This is a genomic window from Streptomyces sp. NPDC045022, assembly GCF_056432605.1.
Window position 1 is genome coordinate 1 of record NZ_JBWKIR010000056.1, and the last position, 14,944, is coordinate 14,944.

Below are 14,944 nucleotides of genomic sequence, written 5' to 3' on the forward strand. Positions count from 1 at the left end.
TGAGTTGCGTACGTGTCACACCCAGCGTCCTACCAGGTCCCACCCCCGCATGGGACCAGAACCCGAGAATGATCACGACCTCACACAGGCCCTAGGTCAGGACCAGCCAGCGGTGGCCGTCGATGAGCTCTCGTGCCGCATCTAGGTGGCCGGCGTGGCATGCGGTCTCGGTGATGACGTGGAGCAGGACGTCGCGCAGCGTGTGCAGGTGTGGTTCGCCGAAAAGATCTCGGGGCCACCAGGCCAGGGCGGCGTCAGCAGGGGTGGTGGTGATCACGGCGTCGACGAGTTCTGTCTCCTGCCGGTACAGGTCGAGCACGTCACCGGCCGGCACTTCCGGGGCCACATTCCAGGCTTCGTCGCCGCTCGTCAGGCCAAGGATGATCTCCTCGTCCCCGGCGACGACTGCACGGAACCAGAACCGCTCGACGTCCAGCGCGAGGTGCTGGACCAGCCCCAGGCAGTGCCATCCGGATGGCAGCACCGGCCGCCGCAGGGCCTCCTCGTCGAGCCCCTCGAGGATGCCGAGAACGTGCCGCCGCTGCCCGTCCAAGGCCCTGAGAAGCGCCGTCACCTCACTATCGGGAGCCGTTGCGCTCATGTCTTCGGTCACGGCCCCCAGGATCCCTCAATGCCTACGGTCATGCAGGGAGTTCCGGTATCAAGTGCTGTGCCGAGGCCTGTCCCGTAAGGCGCGCTTGGAATGACGCGCATCACGTCACCAACGTCGTCGTGACGGCGTCGGCGGACGGCCGGGCGCAGGTCGGTGGCGTGTGCCTGGCGGTGATACGGAAGGACCTCGCCGAGGTGGAATGGGACGGGATGTCGGCGGTATGACAGGGCGTCAGCCATTCAGGATGCGTTCAGGCAGGCGCTGACAAGGTCGACGTCGCGGCTGCTGCAGGCAGTCGCCCATGCCCTCCCCCCTCGCAGGGCGCCCGCTGTGCCGGGGCGCCCTGTGGCGTGGCCGTAAAGGAGCCAGTGACCTTGGAAAATCCGGATGTCCGCACCGACCTGGATGTCGCCCGTACCGACGGATACGGGATGAAGAAGCTGCCGGAGGTGACCCTGGCCTTCTGGGTGATGAAAATCGCCGCGACGACGCTCGGCGAGACCGCGGGTGACCTCTTCGCCCAGACCCTGATGCTCGGCTACTTCCTCACCACGATCGCGCTGTTCCTGATCTTCGTGGTCACGCTCGTCATCCAGCTCCGCTCCCGGCGCTACAACCCCTTCTTCTACTGGACCGTCATCCTGTCGACCAGCATGGCCGGCACCACGATGTCCGACTTCATGAACCGCGACGCCAGCGCCAAGTACCTCGCCAAGGGCGCCTCCCTCGGCTGGGGGCCGCAGGGCCTGGGACTCGGCTACCCCACCGGCGCCGCGATCCTGATCTCGATCCTGATCGCCATCTTCGTCGTCTGGAAGCTGACCGGGATGACGTTCGCCATCCGCGACATCGTCACCTTCCGCGGTGAGGCCCTGTTCTGGGCGGCGATCCTCGTCTCCAACACGCTCGGCACGTCCATGGGCGACTTCCTGTCCGACAGCTCCGGACTCGGGTACGCGGGTGGAGCGCTCCTCGTCTCAGCGGCGTTGGGCGTTCTGCTCGCTCTGATGCGGGTGCCCGTGGTGCCGAACGTGCTGCTGTTCTGGATCGCCTTCGTCCTCACCCGCCCGCTCGGCGCCACGGCCGGCGACTTCCTCACCAAACCGGTCGCCAAGGGCGGTCTCGATCTCGGCACGGCCGGTTCCTCGGCCGTGCTGCTGGCGCTCCTGATCGGCATGATGGCGTACGCCCATGTTCGGGAAGGAAGGAAGCCCCCTGCGCACGCGGGCGACAGCGAGCAGGTCAGCCAGCCGGCAGGCTGACCACGAAACGGGCACCGGGCGCGTGCCTCGGGTCGTAGGACACCTCGCCGCCGACGGAGCGGGCCAGACGCCGCGCGAGCGGCAGCCCGAGGCCCGCTCCGCCGTGGCCGTCGTCCGGGTCGGCCCGCCGGCCCGGCTGGAAGAGCTGCTCGACGAACAGCTCCGGCACGCCGTGCCCGTCGTCGGTGACGTCGATGCGCACCTGACCGGACTTCCGGTCCGTGCGGACCACGACGCCGCAGCGGGCGTACCGCACGGCATTGACGAGCAGGGGACTGACGATCCGTTGGAGGAGGGCGGGAGCCACCGCGGCCTTCAGACCCGCGCCTTCACCGACGACGGTCACTGTCAGGTGGCCTGGCCTGTCCAGGCTTTCGGTCAGCCGGTGCAGCGTGGGCACCACCTCGGCCGTGCCGGGGACGACGGCGGCGCCCTCACGGGCGTCGTTCAGGAGCGTGTCGCAGATGGTGTGCATGGACTCGGCGGCATCGGAGATGACCCGGTGGACGGCTCGGGTCTCGACGGCCGAGCGCGGACGGCTCTGCCACCAGTCGAGTTCGGCGATGATACGGCTCAGCGGGGTACGCAGTTCGTGCGACAGTTCCCCGGTCAGCTGTCTCTCGTGGCGCAGCACAGCGCGTATGCGGTCCAGCAGTGCGTCCAATGAGACGCCCAGGCGGGCGAGTTCGACCGGGCGCCGCACGCTGCCGAAACGTTCGTCGGACGCCACGGCGCTCCACTGGGCCGCCTGGTCGGTCATGGTTCGTACGGGCCGCAGCGCGCGGCCGACCGCCAGACGCGTCAGCGCGTAAGTACAGGCGAGCATCACCGCGTCGAGGGCGAACGACCCGAGCAGGAGGACGTCGGCTGAACTCCGGTAGGGGGAGAGGGCCAGGGCCGTGACGACGGTGGCCGCACCGCTGCCGTGGGATACCGGCTGGGAGCACAGCCGGACGGGTCCAGGCCCTGCGGCGGTGACACAGTGCCGCCCGCCGCGCTCGGCGAGCCCCGCTGCGACGCGGGTCAACGGGGCGGCGGGTGACGGCGGTTGTTCGAGCAGTCGGGTGCCGGCGTAGATCCAGACGTTCGCGTCGAGCAGTTGGTCGTTGGACGTTTCCAGGACGCGAACGGTCGGCCCACTGGTGTCGACGGTCGTGGCGACGACGGCGCCCCGGGCGCGCAGTTCGTCGTCCGCCTGGTGCTGGAGGTGGTGGCGGACCACGGTGTTGAAGGCGATGGTGAGGATCACCATCAGGAGCGTGGCGGTGGTCAGCGCCACGAGGGAGAGCCTGCCGCGCAGCGTGCGCGGAGCGAGCCGCGACGCGAGTGCCGAAAGGGGGATCATGACAGGCGGTGTCCGATCCCGCGGGCGGTGCCGACGGTCAGTGCGCTGCCGCTGTCGCGCAGTTTGCGACGCAGCCGGGTCAGATACTGGTCGAGGGTGTTCTCGCTGACCTGCGCGCCCTCGGGCCACCCCGCCCTGACCAGGTCGCGTCGGCGCACGATGTCCCCGGACGCCGCCATGAGCGCCGCCAGCAGACGGAACTCCGTCGGGGTCAGATCGACCCGGACACCGCGTGCGGTCAGGCTGTGCCGGACGGGGTCCAGGACCAGGTCACCGGCCGTGGCCGCCGGGCCGGGCGCGGCGCGTCTGACGGCCGCGCGCAGCCGGGCGGCGAGTTCGGCGAGGTGGAACGGCTTGGGCAGATAGTCGTCGGCCCCGGCGGAGAACCCCGAAAGCCGGTCCGTGAGGTGATGGCGGGCGGACAGGAAAACGACAGGGGCGAGGAATCCGTTCGCCCGCATCGCCTGGCACACGTCCCGCCCGTCCGCGTCCGGCAGCCCCACGTCGAGTACGGCCGCGTCGACGTCGCCTGTGGCCCGCCGCAGTGCCGTGGCGCCGTCCGCAGCGGGCACCGGGTCGAAGCCCTCCTCGCGCAGCCCGCGCAGCAGCACGTCACGCAGAATGTGATCATCCTCAACGACCAGGATCCTGTGGCGCATGGCCCTCCATCGACTCGGTAACCGTGTGTGTCGTGCCTGCGATGAACCGCTCGGGCAGCCACCAGGCCGAGGCGCACAGACACAGCCCCAGCCAGCCGACGCTCAGCAGCCAGCCGCCGATCACATCGGTGAACCAGTGCACACCGAGATAGACACGGGTCAGCCCGACCAGAGCACCCCAGCAGGCGGTGACCACGGCGAGCGGTGTCCTGCCGCGCGGGGCGCGCAGGCATATCGCCAGGACGAGCAGACCGGCGCTGAGGGCCGCCGTCATGGTGTGGCCGGAGGGAAAAGCCCAGCCGGAGGCATGCGTCTGCCAGTCCGCCCGGGGCGGGCGGGCCCGTGCGACGAACGTCATCACGCCGTAGCGCACGGCCTGCCCCGAGGCCAGGCAGAAGACGGCGAGGCCGGCGGCGCACAACCGGTGCCCTGTTGTGCGGCCCACGACGATCCCGGCCAGCACGGCGAGCAGGTACGGGACGACACCCGTGCCGGTGGAGGTGAGCCCGCGGGCCGACGCCACGGCCACGTCCGGACGATGGGCGACGAACCAGGCCAGCAGATCGCTGTCGGTGGCCGACGGGGCTCCGTCGCCGACCAGGAACATGGTCAGCACACAAAACCCCACCAGCGCTCCGAGAGCGACGCTGCCCGCCAGATCGGCGACCTTGCCGCGGCTCATGACACGAGGAGCAGAGGACGCAGGCGGGTGGCCGTGACCCGCCGGACCACCGCCTCCGGACAACGGCGCAGCACCGCCATCGCGAGCAGCGCGACCAGTGCGCCGACGGCCAGCCCCGCCGCCACGTCGTGCGGGTAGTGGGCGCCGACCCAGACCCGGGAAGCCGCCATCGCACACGCGGCCACCACCGCGACGGCACCGAGCCGACGAGAGACGAACAGCAGCGCCACCGCGGCCGCCCCGGCGATCGCCGCGTGGTTGCTGGGAAAGGACCAGTCGCCCGGCGCCGGACACGCCTCCAGCGTGCTGAGGTGCAGCCTCTGACAGGGCCGCTGCTCGCGCACCACCAGTTTCAGCGCCGCGTCCACGCCGTAGGCCAGGACCACGACCACCGGTACCGCCAGCGCCAGCACCGCCGGCGCGGCACCGACGCGCCGAGCCTGCCACCAGCCGATGACCATGAGCAGCGCGAAGACCCCGAGTCCGTACGTCGACCAGGCCGACACCAGGTCGTCCAGCAGGCCGGGGGAGCGGTGGGCCAGGTCCACCACCCGCGTGTAGGCCGAGCCGTCGATCGACGCCCCGTCGATGGCGAGCATCATCCGCGCGCCTCCCTCGCCGCCCGGCGGGAGCGGTACACCTCGGCGGCCAGCGGAATCAGCGACACGACGACGATCACCGCCACCATGGGCAGCAGATACCGGTCCACATCCGGGATCGAGGACCCGAGCGCGTAACCGGCGAGAGTCAGGCCGAGGCTCCAGGCGAGGCCGCCGGCCACCTGCCAGATGGTGAACGTCCGTACGGGCACCTGGAGCGCTCCCGCCATCGGGTTCAGCACCGTCCGCACCACCGGCACGAACCGGGCCAGCACGATCGCCTTCGCGTACCCGTACTTCTCCAGAAGCTCCTCGGCCCGGTGCGCCCCCTGGTGCAGCCGGGGCGAACGGCTGCGGGCGAGCAGCGCGCCGCCCGCTCTTCTCCCGAGCAGATATCCGCACTGCGCGCCGGCGAGCGCGCCGACGGCGGCGGCCACCAGCAGCGGCCCGAGCGACAGCTTCACCCCGCTGTCGGCCGTACCGGTGCACAGCAGGCCCGCCGTGAACAGCAGCGAGTCGCCCGGCAGGAAGAAGCCGATCAGCAAGCCGGTCTCGGCGAACAACACCACCCCTACCCCCAGCACCCCGAAGGCGGCCAGCAGCGAATGGGCGTCGAGCACGTTGACAGCGAGCTGCGACGATAGGGGGATGGGTGTGGACATTGTCGCGACCCTTCGGTCCGGCGGAGCGGGCGCATCGGAACAGCACCCCGACCAGTGACTACAATTCTGTAGACGGTCTACTGAACTGTAGACGATAGAGGGGTGAGGATCGTTCCCATGACCGACCCGAAGGACGAACGCCGCCCGGCCGGCGAGCTCGAAGCCGCCGTCATGGCCGCACTGTGGGCCGCCGGCGCACCGCTCACCCCGGCGCAGGTCCAGATCGAACTCTCCTCCGGACTCGCCCGGACGACGGTGACGACCATCCTGTCCCGCCTCCATGACAAGGGCGTCGTCGCCCGCGAGCGACACGGGCGCGGCTACGCCTACGTCCCGATGCAGGACGCCCCCGGGCTGACCGCTCAGCGCATGCACACCGAACTCGACCGGGACGCCGACCGCGAGACAGTCCTCGCCCGGTTCGTCGCCCAGCTCAGCCCGGACGACGGGGAGCTGCTGCGCCAACTGCTGGAGGCCGACGAGCAGTGATCGCCTTCTTGCTGATTCCGCTCCTGCTGCCCTTCGCGCTGCCGGCGCTGGCCCGGCGTGCCCTCGCCCGCCTGGACCCGGCCACCGCCTTGCGGGCGCTGACCGTCTGCGGCCTGGTGTGCTCCGGTGCGTGCGTGGCCGCACTCGGCGCCCTCGTGCTCATCGGACTGCTCAAACTCTCCCTCTTCGCGGCACTCGGTGACCTCATCCACCCGCTGCGCACGCCCTCGGACCTGTTCGCCGTCCCGGCCGCCACGCTCGCCACCGGCGCGCTCACCGTCGGCGCCTGGACCCTCGGGCGCTCGGCCGTGCGGCAGGTCCGGGCCTTCCGGGCCGCTCGCACCGCGGCCGACCGCCGCCCCACGGCCGGCGACCTGTGCGTCGTCGACTCGCCGCATCCGGACGCGTACGCCCTGCCCGGCAGGCCTCACCGGATCGTCGTCACCACCGCGATGCTGCGCAGCCTCGGCCCAGCCGAACGGGAAGCCCTCTTCGCCCACGAGCGGGCCCACAACGCGGGCGGCCACCACTTTTTCCTCGCGGCCGCCGAACTCGCCGCCCACTGCCACCCCGCGCTCCACGCGACACGTGGCACCATCCGGCTCGCCGTGGAACGTGCCGCCGACGAGAGTGCCGCTGCCACCGTCGGCGACCGTCGCCTGCTGGCCCGGGCCATCGCCCGCGCCGCCCTCGCCCAAGACGCCGAACACTCCACCCGCCCCGACTTCGCCCCCGCGGCGGCCACGGGCCCCGTGCCCCAGCGGGTCGCCGCCCTCCTCACACCCCACGACGGCCGCTCGAACACCACGCGATGGATCGCCCTGCTCCTCACCGTCTGCGCGATCCTCCCCGCCGGAGCCGCGACCACCGGCGTGGTGGCCTTCCACCACGAGGTCGAGGTCGCCCAGGGCGAGGAGAGCCGCTGACGGCCCGGCGCCCGACAGACGAACACGCTCGTCCTGATCGCCGCGGTCCGCAAGCGCCCGCCCGCACACCCTCCTCTCCGGCCGCACTTCCATCGCCGGCGGTGACCAGCCATTGCAGGCGCCTTCTACGGGAAGCCATGTCCGCGCGCGCTCAACGAAAAAGGATCGCTCGCCGAACGCCGGCGCACAGGCGACCGACTCTGTCACCGGCCAGGGCGGATGGCGCTCCTCTCAGCTCACCAGGTCGGTGGCAGTTGAACACGCGGACCCACCTGTAGCACCAGCCCTTTCCGGCTCAGTGGGCGACGGCGGAGGCGGAGAGGAGCGTCGCGGCGGCGAGGCTGCCCCACAGGGCGGCCGAACCGTAGGGTGCGAGAGCGGTGATGACCGCCGGGGAGACGGCGAGGCCGAAGCCCGTGGAGAGTTGGAAGCGGGCGAGGACGCGTCCCAGCACACGGGCCGGGGCGAGGTGGGTGACGAGCGCGGTGGCGCTGCCGGCGTAGATGATCTCGCCGATCGTGCAGACCACGGACACCCCGGCGACGGCCGGAGCACCCCAGCCGTGCCCCAGTGAGGTGGCCGCCAGGAAGCCGAGGTAGGACACGGTGAGTACCACACCGGCGACAGCCAGGACGCTCCGCCGGGAGAAACGGGACATCAGTACGGTGACCGGAAACTGCAGGATGACCACCAGCACCGTGTTGGCCACGAAGATGGCCGCCGACCACACCGGGGACGCGTGCAGCTGTGTCACCAGGACCAGCGGGAGCGCGATTTCGGGGACGTTGAGGCAGAAGACGTAGACCACGTTGGCGGCGAGCAGCGCGCGCATCCGGGGTGCGGTCCCGGGGTCCCCGTCCTCGGCCGGGGCAGTGGCCGGATACGCGTGCAGGCGGACCGACCAGGCCAAGGCCGCCGCAGCGAGATAGGCGAGCCCGGTGACGGCTGCCAGCGCCTGCAACGCGGTGGTGCCGCCCGCCAGGCACGCGGTGGCGAGGAGCGCGCCCGCGCCGAGGCCGGCGTTGCGCAGGGCCCGGCCTCCCGCGAGAGCGGCGTCGCGTTGCCGGCCGTGGGCGACGGTGGCCACGAGAGCCGCGTGGGCGGCCGGCCATGCCTGGTTGCCGATGCCGAGGAAGAGCGCCGCCGTCGCGAACAGCCAGGCGTGCCCCGCCGGGGTGGCCAGCAGCAGCGCCACGCCCAGCACACGCACCAGCATCGACGCTGCCACGACCGTGCTGCGTGCGCCCCGGTCCAGCCATCGGCCCACTGCCGGCATGCACACCAGACCCGCGGTGACGCCGACCGTCATCGCGGTGCCGGTGATCGGCGCGGACAGCCTCAGCACCGTCACCCCGTAGAGCAGCAGAAAGGGCCGCAGCAGCCCGGTGCCGAGCGCGTCCACGGCTAGGGCCACGGCATAGCGGGGGCCTCCGGAGGCACGGACGAGGGCGCGGGCCTGGAACTTGGTGGTGGTAGTCATGGCGTCAAACGGTGCGTTCGGCCCACCGGGCCGGGCACGTCGGTTGACGGACACCGTCAATCGACGACGTCGCCGGCCACCCGGGCGGCGATGATGCGGGGATGACGTTGAGGATCGACATCAGCGGCCTGCCGTCCGAGCGACTGCGGTTCGCCGCCTCCCCGCTGGCCGAGCTGACCGCGATGCTGCACGTGCTGGCCGAACCCGGGCATCATCCGCAGCTCGCCGGCTGGGCCGGGGACGTCTGGGCCGGGCTGCGGCCTGAGCTGGCCGAACGGTTGCGGGAGGCGGACTTCCTCTGGCGTTCCTCACAGGCGGACTTCCTGCTTCCTGCCCGGCCTCGGCCGACCCTCGCGGAGGAGTTGGACGACGTGGACCGGATCGACGACGAGACCTATGTGACCGCCGCGCTCGTCACCACGTGCGGCAGCAACCGCGTCCACTTCGGCGCGCCGTCACCGCTCACCGACGCGGCTGCGCGCGAGCGGGCCCTGGACGTCGCCCAGGCCCGCGGCGCGCGGCAAGAGGCCTTCGCGGAACGGCTGCTCGCGGACCCGGGCACTGTGCGGGCGCGGGTGCGCCGCACCCTCGAACAGTGCGCCGAGGCCTTCTTCGACACCGCCTGGACGGGCGTCGCCGTGCAGCTCGCCACCGACCTGCGTCTGAAGAACGACCTGCTGAAGCGCCAGGGCATCGGGTCGGCACTCGCCTCGGTCTCCGGCGCGGTCACCCTGGCACCGGACGGCGACTGCATCATCGTGGACAAGCTGCAGGACAAGGCGACCGCCGCCCACGGCACCGGGGTCACCTTCATCCCCAGTGTCTTCGGCCGTCCGCACCTGGTGGCGGTCCACGCGCCCGGGTGGCAGCCGGTGGTGCAGTACCCCGTGGCCGAGCCGAGTCCAGCAGAGCCCGTATCGCTGGAAACGGTCACACTACGGCTGGAGGCACTCGCACATCCGGTACGGCTGCGGCTACTGCGAACTCTGGCCCGCGGCCCGCACACCACCCGTGAGCTGGCCCACGCCTGGGAACTCTCACCCCCGGAGGTCTCCCGCCACCTCGCCGTCCTGCGCCGCGCGGGCCTGCTCACGGCCCGGCGGCACGGTCGTTACGTCCGTTACACCCTCAATCTGCCCGATCTGACGGCGCTGGGCATGGACCTGCTGACGGCCGTACTGCGCTGAGTGGCTCCGGTCTGCCGGAACGCGCTTGACACCGCGTCGCCTCGCGGCAGGGACGCCACCGACGAGGAGTGACAGGCCTGGCCCGCGCGGCCGGACCGGATGCGGGGGAGGAAGGTCCGGCGGTGCAGCCGGTGCGCTGCCCCAGGGGCGCGGGCGGCCGCGTCGGTACTGCTCGGCGGCCTGCCGAGTCGGACGATGCCACGAAGGCCGCGGCCGCCCCGCTTCGTCCCCTCAACTCACCTGAGGCGCACGCGACTTCAGGAGTTTGGTGTGCTGCTCCGGGGACAGTCAACTGTCAGTCGTTACGACACCTGTTCGGGACCCCGGAAAGGGGCCCGACCAACAGAGGGGGATTTCAACCCATGGCTACCCGCACCAGATGCCGGCGCGGCCTGCTTGGCGCGCTGGCGGGCCTGACCGCAGCGATCGGTCTGACGGCCGGCCTGGCCGCGCCTGCCGAAGCGGCTACCACGACACCGGTCGCCGTGACGAAGTACAGCCACACCAGCGAGAGCGGGGACTGGGTCGGTCAGGGCGGCAGCGTGGCCTACACCCCGAAGACGGCGACGATCGCCGTTGAAGGGGCCCCTGAGACGCTGACCGTCCGGATCGAGAACGACGCCGACTGGTGGACTGTCCAGCTTGAGGCCCCGGCGGGGGAGAAGCTCCACCCTGGCATCTACCGCGACGCCGAACGCGCCGGGTTCACCACCGGCCGGGCCCCCGGCCTGGACGTCAGTGGCCAGTCACGCGGCTGCAACAGGGTCTACGGCCAGTTCACGGTCAACCAGATCGAGGCGGACGCGTCCGGTGCGATCACCACGCTGGACGCCACGTACACACAGCGCTGCGAGTCCGCCGACGCGCCCGCGCTGAAGGGGGTGGTCAAGTACCACGCCTACCCGCTGTCCTTCTCCTACGCCAGCGAACCCGGTGACTACGTCGGCCAGGGCCGCACCGGCATCCACACCGGTGCCACCAGCCTCTTCTCCCTCCACTCCTGGGGAATCGGAGGACTGTCCTACGAGGCTTCCAGCAAGCGGGAGAAGTGGTCGGCTCTTCTCGTCCCACCCGTCGGCGAGTCCTTCGAGGCGGGCCGCACCTATACGGCCGAGCGGGGCAACGGTCCCGGTACGGCCGGTCTCGACGTCTCCGGCTTCGGCGGCTGCAACGCCAGTAACGGCGAGCTGACCATCACCAAGGTGGTCCGCGGCACCGACGGTGAGGTCACGGCGCTGGCGGCCACGTTCGTCCAGCACTGTGAGGGCGCCAAGCCGGCCCTGCGCGGGACGATCCACTACTACGCCTAGGCGTTCCCTCCGATCCGCTGATCCCGCTCACCGCGGGGGCCCGTCGACCGCCTTCGTCCGCCAGGGCGGATGAAGGACGGGCCTCAAGGGTGTGCCCACGCCGGTCTTCAGCGGCGTGCACGACACCCTCACCCCCGTGGCCCATCAGCGTGCCTTCGCCGCGACGATCGAGAACAGCTGCTTCGTCGTCCCGGAAGCGTCGCACCAGTTTGGGTGACTGGCGGCTGGTGGTACCGATGGGCCGTTACTGCTGGTCGCAGGGTTGTCGTCGCGAAGTGAGCGGTCGCGGTGGCGGCGTGTTGAGAGGTGGGTACCCATGACTTCCGAAGCGGACGTGCGGCGCCAGGCGGTGCTGGTGCTGGGAGCCACGGGCCGGCAGGGTGGAGCCGTGGCCCGGCATCTGCTTCAAGCCGGTTGGCCGGTGCATGCGTTGACTCGTGATCCGGACAAGCCGGCCGCTCGTGCGCTGGCGGATCAGGGTGCGCAGGTGGTGGCCGGGGACCTGGGGAACGCCGCGTCACTGCGCGCGGCCTTGGCCGGCGTGGATGCCGTGTTCTGCGTGACGCAGTACTTCGGCGCCGGCTATGGGGAAGAGGTGGCCCAGGGCAGGCTCATGGTGGACCTTGCGGCAGAAGCCGGGGTGGAGCACTTCGTGTTCAGTTCGGTGGGCAGCGCCCATAAGAACACCGGCATTCCGCACTTCGACAGCAAGTACGAGATCGAGCAGCATCTCGCGCAGAGCTCGGTTCCCTTCACCGTGCTGCGGCCGGTGTTCCTGATGGAGAACTGGGAGGGCCGTCGGCAAGAGATCATGAACGGCTCCCTGGGGACGCCACTGTCGCCTGAGCGGCCGCTGCAGCAGATCAGTGTCGAGGACATCGGCGCGTTCACCCTGCTGGCCATGAGCCGGCCCGACCAGTGGGTGGGACGGTCTGTGGACCTGGCGGGGGACGAGTTGTCGATGACGCAGACCGCCGAGGTCTTCACCCGAGTCTTGCAGCGTCCGGTGGAGGTACGTCGCCTCTCCTGGGACGACTTCCGCGAACAGCAAGGGGAGGAGATGTACGTGATGCAGCGCTGGTTCGAGACCACCGGCTACGAGGCCGACCGGGAGCGGCTGCGCGAGATCCGCCCGGAGATGCTGTCTCTGGAGGAATATTTGCACAGGCATCACTGGCAGGCGTGAGGGCAAGACGGCCCGACCGGCGCTGATGGTCTTTTCGAGCTCGGCCGGATGCGTGGAGTAGCACCAGGGCTGGAGCGAGCTGAGGGTGTGGACTGCCTGGACCGCCGATAACAGCCAGCCGGAGCGCTCAGGGGCAGCTGGCGGGCCTGGGGGGGCCTGGGCGGGAATCGGCCGTGGGGGAGCGGGCCGAAGATGCCGACCTCGTCCCGCTACCGCCTCGACCCGGGCAGGCACCGTCGGCGGGTGCCGGCGCTGCCGTCGGGCCGCCCGAGCATGCCGCCGTGTCCGACGGGGCTTCCGTGCCGCCCGCGCCGGCGAGCCCGCCACCGGTCGGCAACGGGGGGCCGGCCCGGCCCGCTTAGAGCCGCCTGTTCTTCGGATCAACCTGGGCCGCAGGGCTCGGCCGCTCAACTGCCGGATTGTCGCCGGGCAGCCTCATACGGCGGGTCGTTGCCCACAGGAGCAGGGCGGCGAGACTGAATGACGTGCCGAGGGCTGTCACGGCCGGCCAGCCCGCCGTCGCGTAGGCGAGGGAGGAGCCGAGCGCGCCGAGGCTGCTGCCGGCCGAGTAGAAGACCACGTAGCCGCCGATGATCCTGCTGACCGCGTCGGGGCGGACGGCGTGGATGAGGGTCTGGTTGGTGACGTGGACGGCCTGCACGGCGAAGTCCAGCAGGATGGCACCGATCGCCAGCGCCCACAGGGATTGCCGGGCCAAGGCGATCGGGAGCCAGGAAGGCGCCAGCAGGGCGAGACCGACGCCGGTCGTGCGCTGGGCGAGCCCTCGGCCGTTCCAGCGCCTGGCGACTCCGGCGGCGACGGCTCTGGCCGCCCCGGCGAGCCCGAACGCCGATCGCGGTGTGCGACAGCGACCACGGCGGACCACTCAGGGGCTGCGCCATGCCGCTCCACAGAGTGCTGAAGGCCGCGAACACCAGCAGGGCCAGCGCGCCCCGGACCGCAACAGCGGATGCCGGGCGAACAGGGTGACGGTCGAGGTCACCAGCCGTCCGTACGACGCCTCGCGCACCCCCGCGGACGGCGCGCCCCGGCGCAGAACACGACGCAGCAGCAAGGCGAGGACGGCGGTGACGCCCGCGGACGCCAGGTAGACCGCCCGCCAGCCGGCAAGGTCGGCGAGGACGCCGGCGGCGGCCCGGGCCAGCAGAATCCCGGTGACGATGCCACTGGTGACAGTTCCGACGGCGCGGCCACGCCGGACGGGTGGGGTCAGGGCGGCAGCCTCTGCGACTGAGGACCGAGATGCTCGCGATGTGCAGGGCAGCGAGACAATCGGTGGCGGTCTTGCCGTAGCGGGTGGCGGGCCGCTGCTCGAACTTGCTGAAGCACCGCTCGACCGGGTTACGCCGACGGTAGGCGTCGTGGTCGAGGGCCGACGGCCTGCCCGTGGTCACACTCCTTACGCCGGGTTACCTGTCTGACGGCCCGCGGGATCACCACTCGGACACGCCGACGCGGTGGATGCGGATCGTGCGGGAGGAGTACGTCCTGTCCGCGATGACCACGTCCGAACCTGGGCCGCCCGATGCGGCGGGTCACCGGATGCGGGCCCCGGCCGCGTGCTGGTGAGCCCAAACGATCGTAGAGCCGAGCCTGGGTGCCCGGTCATCCGAAAGTAACGCTCCAGTCGCCGGGCCACCTTCACCGGTTCCGGTCATTGGTCGACTGAGACCGTGAGTGAGGGGCTCCACCGGGTATCCGCTGCGTGCCGCGGTCAAGAGAGGCGCTGATGGCGGCTCCTTACGGTGAAAGGAGACATGCGCATGGCTACCGACGCGAACTCCCTCAGGATCACAGGGAAGATCCAGGGGAGGGACATCGTCCTGATAGGCCCCCTGTCGAAGGAGGAGATCCGGAACAAGGTGTGGTGGTGGCAAACCCGCAACCCTGAGACCTCCAAGGAGCAGAAAGACCGTCTCCACGAGTACGACAAGTCAGAGCAGGACGTGATCACCACGCTGGGTGGGTACTACGTGGTTCCCGACGACTCTCAAACCGCCGAGGCTGACGAGCTGGTCGAGATGGTGTACGCGGAGCTCAACCCGGACCAGCGCTAGTGACCTGAGTCGGAGATTCGTCGGCAGTAGGCGGCGACTTTGTCGAGGATCTCGTCTGCGGTCTTCGTCCAGATGAACGGCCTGGGGTCTTCGTTCCAGTCGGCGAGCCAGCTGCGGATATCCCGTTCCAGGGCTTGCACGGAGCGGTGGACGCCTCGCTTGAGCTTCTTCTGCGTGAGCTCGGCGAACCACCGCTCCACCAGGTTCAGCCAGGACGAACTCGTCGGTGTGAAGTGCAGATGGAAGCGCGGGTGCGCCAGCAGCCACTGCTTGATGGCGGGTGTCTTGTGAGTGACGTAGTTGTCCAGGATGAGATGGACATCGAGGTCAGCGGGGACCTCCTTGTCGAGCTTTGTCAGGAACTTCTTGAACTCGACGGCCCGGTGGCGTCGGTGCAGGGAGCCGATCACCTTGCCGGTGGCGACTTCCAGTGCGGCGAACAGGGTGGTGGTGCCGGCCCGGACGT

17 protein-coding genes are annotated in these 14,944 nt (G+C 70.7%); 7 read left to right on the plus strand and 10 right to left on the minus strand.

Going from position 1 to position 14,944, the window contains the following annotated elements; all coding sequences use genetic code 11:
• Positions 1-91: 91 nt before the first annotated feature.
• Positions 92-601: a DinB family protein gene (locus tag AC07C1_RS40380; RefSeq protein WP_478947113.1), complete on the minus strand. Its 510-nt coding sequence runs from the start codon at positions 599-601 to the stop codon at positions 92-94.
• Between the two features lie 386 nt (positions 602-987).
• Here AC07C1_RS40380 and AC07C1_RS40385 point away from each other — a divergent pair, with 386 nt between their 5' ends.
• A complete protein-coding gene (locus tag AC07C1_RS40385) occupies positions 988-1,875 on the plus strand; it encodes a COG4705 family protein (RefSeq protein ID WP_478947098.1) in 888 nt (295 codons plus the stop codon).
• On the opposite strand, the gene AC07C1_RS40390 is transcribed toward AC07C1_RS40385, so the two are convergent.
• From AC07C1_RS40390 to AC07C1_RS40410, 5 genes are read right to left on the minus strand one after another with little or no spacing between them, the layout of a single operon-like run.
• On the minus strand, positions 1,856-3,220 hold the full coding sequence (locus AC07C1_RS40390; RefSeq protein WP_478947099.1) for an ATP-binding protein: 1,365 nt from the start codon (positions 3,218-3,220) through the stop codon (positions 1,856-1,858). The genes AC07C1_RS40385 and AC07C1_RS40390 overlap by 20 nt on opposite strands.
• Positions 3,217-3,879: a response regulator transcription factor gene (locus tag AC07C1_RS40395; RefSeq protein ID WP_478947100.1), complete on the minus strand. Its 663-nt coding sequence runs from the start codon at positions 3,877-3,879 to the stop codon at positions 3,217-3,219. The genes AC07C1_RS40390 and AC07C1_RS40395 overlap by 4 nt, the downstream gene beginning before the upstream one ends.
• Positions 3,854-4,561: a phosphatase PAP2 family protein gene (locus tag AC07C1_RS40400; protein ID WP_478947101.1), complete on the minus strand. Its 708-nt coding sequence runs from the start codon at positions 4,559-4,561 to the stop codon at positions 3,854-3,856. The genes AC07C1_RS40395 and AC07C1_RS40400 overlap by 26 nt, the downstream gene beginning before the upstream one ends.
• Positions 4,558-5,163 (minus strand): phosphatase PAP2 family protein, encoded by a 606-nt coding sequence (locus AC07C1_RS40405; protein ID WP_478947102.1) that lies wholly within the window; start codon positions 5,161-5,163, stop codon positions 4,558-4,560. Before AC07C1_RS40405 ends, AC07C1_RS40400 begins: the two co-directional genes overlap by 4 nt.
• Positions 5,160-5,822 (minus strand): DedA family protein, encoded by a 663-nt coding sequence (locus AC07C1_RS40410; RefSeq protein ID WP_478947103.1) that lies wholly within the window; start codon positions 5,820-5,822, stop codon positions 5,160-5,162. Before AC07C1_RS40410 ends, AC07C1_RS40405 begins: the two co-directional genes overlap by 4 nt.
• Positions 5,823-5,939: 117 nt before the next feature.
• Here AC07C1_RS40410 and AC07C1_RS40415 point away from each other — a divergent pair, with 117 nt between their 5' ends.
• The gene (locus AC07C1_RS40415; RefSeq protein ID WP_478947104.1) at positions 5,940-6,311 is read left to right on the plus strand and encodes a BlaI/MecI/CopY family transcriptional regulator; all 372 of its coding nucleotides are present in this window, start codon (positions 5,940-5,942) and stop codon (positions 6,309-6,311) included.
• Positions 6,308-7,237: a M56 family metallopeptidase gene (locus AC07C1_RS40420; protein ID WP_478947105.1), complete on the plus strand. Its 930-nt coding sequence runs from the start codon at positions 6,308-6,310 to the stop codon at positions 7,235-7,237. The genes AC07C1_RS40415 and AC07C1_RS40420 overlap by 4 nt, the downstream gene beginning before the upstream one ends.
• A gap of 295 nt (positions 7,238-7,532) precedes the next feature.
• Here the strand turns inward: AC07C1_RS40420 and AC07C1_RS40425 are convergent, their stop codons facing one another.
• Positions 7,533-8,717 carry an MFS transporter gene (locus AC07C1_RS40425; protein WP_478947106.1) on the minus strand — a complete coding sequence of 395 codons (1,185 nt, stop codon included), beginning with the start codon at positions 8,715-8,717 and terminating at the stop codon, positions 7,533-7,535.
• 101 nt (positions 8,718-8,818) lie between these two features.
• Between AC07C1_RS40425 and AC07C1_RS40430 the strand changes: the two genes are divergently transcribed.
• The 3 genes from AC07C1_RS40430 to AC07C1_RS40440 all read left to right on the plus strand — a co-directional run bounded on the left by AC07C1_RS40430 (position 8,819) and on the right by AC07C1_RS40440 (position 12,400).
• Entirely contained in the window at positions 8,819-9,904 is a 1,086-nt protein-coding gene (locus AC07C1_RS40430; RefSeq protein WP_478947107.1) for a DUF5937 family protein, read from the plus strand.
• A gap of 362 nt (positions 9,905-10,266) precedes the next feature.
• On the plus strand, positions 10,267-11,214 hold the full coding sequence (locus AC07C1_RS40435; protein WP_478947108.1) for a hypothetical protein: 948 nt from the start codon (positions 10,267-10,269) through the stop codon (positions 11,212-11,214).
• A 316-nt stretch (positions 11,215-11,530) separates the two neighbouring features.
• Positions 11,531-12,400, plus strand: a complete 870-nt coding sequence (locus AC07C1_RS40440) for an NmrA/HSCARG family protein (RefSeq protein ID WP_478947109.1) — start codon at positions 11,531-11,533, stop codon at positions 12,398-12,400.
• Positions 12,401-12,758: 358 nt separating this feature from the next.
• Here AC07C1_RS40440 and AC07C1_RS40445 read toward each other — a convergent pair whose 3' ends face one another.
• Together AC07C1_RS40445 and AC07C1_RS40450 are read right to left on the minus strand one after the other, a co-directional pair.
• Entirely contained in the window at positions 12,759-13,286 is a 528-nt protein-coding gene (locus AC07C1_RS40445) for an MFS transporter (protein ID WP_478947110.1), read from the minus strand.
• Complete coding sequence (locus tag AC07C1_RS40450; RefSeq protein ID WP_478947114.1) at positions 13,287-13,694, minus strand: MFS transporter; 408 nt, start codon at positions 13,692-13,694, stop codon at positions 13,287-13,289. It abuts the gene before it with no gap.
• Positions 13,695-14,184: 490 nt separating this feature from the next.
• Here AC07C1_RS40450 and AC07C1_RS40455 point away from each other — a divergent pair, with 490 nt between their 5' ends.
• A complete protein-coding gene (locus tag AC07C1_RS40455) occupies positions 14,185-14,478 on the plus strand; it encodes a hypothetical protein (RefSeq protein ID WP_478947111.1) in 294 nt (97 codons plus the stop codon).
• On the opposite strand, the gene AC07C1_RS40460 is transcribed toward AC07C1_RS40455, so the two are convergent.
• On the minus strand, positions 14,475-14,944 hold a 470-nt coding region (locus tag AC07C1_RS40460; protein WP_478947112.1), incomplete at its 5' end, for an IS630 family transposase. The genes AC07C1_RS40455 and AC07C1_RS40460 overlap by 4 nt on opposite strands.